We start from the raw sequence: 4,073 nt of genomic DNA, 5'->3' as shown, positions 1-4,073 counted from the left end.
TCGTCGCCTCGAGCAAGGCGATCATGCGTGGCTCAAGAATATTGCGCAGGGCATGATCGTACGTGTCGGTCTGCGCCCGCACCATTTCCGCGGAGGCCGATGGTCCCAGTAGATCCTGGGCGGCGCCAGGCGGTGCTGTCCGGGCGGTTGCGACCGCGTCCATCGCACCGAGCGCGCCGTCCATGGCGGGCTGCTCCACCGATGCCGGCGTTGCAGCGATGGAGGTCAGCGGCGTCTGCAGCGCTTCGAACTGGCCTGCCTGGGCCGTTATCGCGTTGCGGTTGTCAAAATAGGACCAGGTGAACAACCCGCCGGCCAACAATGCCGCCGCCGCGCAAGCGGCTGCCGCACCCCGCCAGATCCAGGCGCGGCGCCGTTGCGCCAGCGGATCGAACGTGCCGAGGCCCGCTTCCTTGAAGATGACTTCGGTCAGCAGGTTCTTCAGGAAGAAGCTGCGTTTTTCGACCCTTGGTGCGGGCAGCGCCCGTCGCGGCGGCAGGCCGAAGGACGAAGACAGCGCCGCGGTCAGCCGGTCGATGGGCGCTCCTTCCTGCGTCGCCGATGTCAGATAGAGCCCGCGCAGCCACGCGACCTCTTCATACCGGCTTTCGCCGAACATTGCCTCGACCAGCACCTGTATCGGTTCGGACAGGCTTGCCAGTTGGGCGGGAAAGCGGAAAATCTCGGCACGGGCGGCGAGTTTGTCCTCATCTTCCAGCCGCGGCACCAGCCTCCGCTCAAGTTCCGTCGCCAGCGCGGAAATTTCCCGTTCAATGGTCTTGGCATCGACACGCGCTTCCAGCGCGAAGGTGGTCCCCCATACCTGCTCGCGCGAAGCCGTGGACAAGCCGCCGAAGAAAGCCTCGAAACCCTTGATCAGATCGGCCTTGGTCAGCATCAGATAGACCGGAAGGCGGATTTCGAGCCGGTCGTTGAGTTCGGCCAACCGGCGGCGGATCTTGCGGCCGTGCGCCTTGATGGCTTCATCGCCCTCCCAAAGCACGTCGATCGAAAGCGCGACGATTACGCCATTCAGCGCGCGGCGTCCGCGGTGCTTTTTCAACAGGTCGAGGAAGCCCAGCCATTCAACCGCGTCCACATCGGGCTGGCTCTCCTGCTGGACATAACGGCCGGCGGTGTCGATCAGAACCGCATGTTCGGAAAAGAACCAGTCGCAGTTGCGCGTGCCGCCGACCCCCTGCAGGTCGTCGGTGAGGTCGATCGGAAAATTCAGCCCGGACTGCCGCAAGGCCGTGGTCTTGCCGGTGGCCGGCGGCCCGACGATCACATACCATGGCATTTCGCGCAGAAACTTTCGTCCGCCCAGCTTGCGGCGCTTCAGTTCGGCCATCACCTCGGCGAACTTGGCACCGACGGCCGCGACATTCTCTTCGCCGGGTCTGAGCGGCTTTTCCACCACCGGCGCGGCAATCTCGGCGACGAACATGCGGTTGGCGCGGATCGCCCGGCGCTGGGCGACGATCAGCCAGGTCAGCCAGAAGATGACCAGCAGCGCAATGATGACGATGCGCACGTTATCAGAGGCGAACGGTTCATAGGGACCGACCCTGACGATCGGACCGAACACCCAGATGACCAGGGAAAGCAGCGTGAGGCCGATCAGCGTCCATAGCCAGCGTGATGTCAGGACAGCCCAAAGGAAGCGCAGGATGAACATCTCACAGCCTCTTTTCGACAAGCACCTCGACGCGGCGGTTCAAGGCCCGCCCCTCGCGCGTGCTGTCGGTGGCGACTGGATCGGTGGCCGCGCGGCCCTCGGAATGGACGCGATCCCGCGGCACTCCGTTCTGGACCAGCATGTCGGCAATCGTCTGGGCGCGAGCCTCCGACAGTCGCTGGTTGGTCGACAGCGGATTGGTCTTTTGCAGGGGAACGCTGTCGGTATGACCGACGACGGTGATGTTTCCGATCAGCTCCTGGTTGGCGAGGATCACCTTGGCGAGCGACCCGATCAGGGGCTCGAAGCCTTCGGTCAGTTGTGGCCGTGACGACTGGAACAGTTCGGGATTGGAGGCCTGGATCGTCAGCTTGGCCAGCGAAACGCTTTCGGTGCCGCTGAGGGCGGATTTGAGGTCGGCGGGCGCCCCGGCCTGAAATTCCGGCAACAGCGCAAAATCCACCTTCTCCGGCGGCGGGGCATCGACCTTGGGCGACGTGCGGGTGATGTCGCCGCGCGCGGGCGGCGGCAGTGCGCGAACAAGTGCGGAGAGCTCGACCGCCTGGCTGCTCAGTGCCATCGAGAGCCCGACATGGATTGTCATGGCTGCAACCGCCGCACCGAGCGCCATGACCCAGATCGGAACGATGAAGCGCTGCGGCTCGTCAGATGCGATCACGCCTTTCCAGTTTGGCGACAGTGGCGCGCCTTCGGCGTCGGCATCGCGTAGGAAGCGTGCCGCCGCCACGCGAACGGCATTGAGCGAGCGGTCGCCGGATCGGGCCGACACGCGATATTTGCCACGAAAGCCAAGCGCCATGCATTGATACTGCAGTTCCAGCAATTCGCGATCACGGTTGGGATGGCGCTCGAGTTCTTCGAGACGGGTGAAGAACTGCGTGCCGGCATCGACATCGCCGCGCAGCATGACCACAAGCGGCTGCCGCGGCCAGGCGCTGGCACCGCCCCATGGCGTGTTCAGGGCCAGATCGTCGAGCAACGCCGCCACCACCCAGGCCGCCTGGTCGGCGCGCTCCATTGAGGATCCGACCGACATAGCCGTGTCGCGTGCCCGGACCAGTTCTTCGAGCAATCGGGTACGCAATGCTTCCGGATTGTCCGGCGGCAGCGCACTTTCAAGCTCGGGAGCGAATTCGAGCAAGGGCGCAAATGCGTTGACGAGTGCGTTCGGATGGGTGCGGGAGCGCTTTACCGACGCGCTCGGCAAAGGTGGCGCCATCGGCCGCGGCATCGGCGCGCCGGTCAATCGAATGCGGGTGCGTTCGCGATCCTCCGACAGTCCGAACGGATCATCGCGGCTCATGATCTCACCTGTTCACCGAATAGCAGTCCACCTGCGGCTCGCTTGGCAACACGCCCGAAACGCCGATGACGAAGCCGGGAGCGTCGAGCAGCGACGCCCAGTGCTCACTTTTCTGGTCCAGTTCCAGACATAACCGATCGCCATCGTAAGGAATCTCGCGCGGCTGGGAATGAAGCGGTTTCAGCGGAATGCCGGGCAAACGCGATTTCCACAGGCCCTCGAACTGGTCGGCCGAGCCGACGGTTGCCTGATTGACGAATATCTTGCGCAGCGCGTCTTCCGACAACTCCGAACCGACCCGGATGACGATCCGGCTGGCCACCAGCAGCTTCGGATTGTCGATACGGATCTTCCAGACATTGGTCGAATGCCGCATGACAGGCAGCGCACGCGATTTGGGCTCGATGTAACGCAGGCTGAGGATGAGCGAGCGCAGCGCATCCGCCAGCGCCGAATAGGCAGGGCCAGGCGCCATGTGATCGTAGGCGGGCAACTCGCCCAGCCGCCGCGCGCTCGATCCGTAGGTCGCCATCGAACCGGCGAGGCCGGCAAGTTCCAGGTAAAGCTCGGCTGGATGGAACACATCCTGAGCCAGCATGTGGGCCAGCCGCGGACGTGCCGCATTGGCGAGATTGAGCATCAGCAAATCTTCGACGCTGCGCCCAGGTCCGCCCATGACCATCTTGCCATGCGCCTCGGCGATCTGGTCGAGGCCGGTGACAACTTCCAGCAGCAATTGCCGGTACCAGGCCACGGCGCCCGTAACCAAGGTCGGTGGCAGGAAGGTCTCGTCCAGGGAGACGCCGCCATCGGCTCGAATCCCCTTGAGGTCGGCGATCGGCAAGGCCGTGTAGCCACCGACCGACTTGCCGGGTGCGAGCAGCAGCGCCTGCGGCCGGGCAATTTCGATTTCTTCAGGGTCTGAACCGCCCTGGACGGCGTCACGCACCGAAACGATACGCCCATGATATCGCGCACCCAAGGCGGCAGCGTGTGCCGGATCGAAGCCGACACCGCCCGGAGGCTCCAGCGGCAAGGCGATCAGCACCGGTCCGGCGCCCGTGTCAGGGG

3 protein-coding genes are annotated in these 4,073 nt (G+C 64.5%); all 3 read right to left on the bottom strand.

Annotated features, from left to right (window positions below; translation table 11 throughout):
* Window positions 1–1,678: type VI secretion system membrane subunit TssM (tssM, locus tag EN884_RS28155; RefSeq protein WP_128360861.1), on the bottom strand; the 1,678-nt coding region annotated here is incomplete at its 3' end.
* 1 nt (window position 1,679) lies between these two features.
* Window positions 1,680–3,002: a type IVB secretion system protein IcmH/DotU gene (gene icmH / locus EN884_RS28150; protein ID WP_063170594.1), complete on the bottom strand. Its 1,323-nt coding sequence runs from the start codon at window positions 3,000–3,002 to the stop codon at window positions 1,680–1,682.
* A gap of 4 nt (window positions 3,003–3,006) precedes the next feature.
* Window positions 3,007–4,073: type VI secretion system baseplate subunit TssK (gene tssK, locus EN884_RS28145; RefSeq protein WP_128360860.1), on the bottom strand; the 1,067-nt coding region annotated here is incomplete at its 5' end.

The sequence above is a fragment of the Mesorhizobium sp. M7A.F.Ca.AU.001.01.1.1 genome (assembly GCF_004022735.1).
GTDB classification, from domain to species: Bacteria; Pseudomonadota; Alphaproteobacteria; order Rhizobiales; family Rhizobiaceae; genus Mesorhizobium; species Mesorhizobium ciceri.
This window is presented reverse-complemented; position numbering and strand designations above follow the sequence as displayed.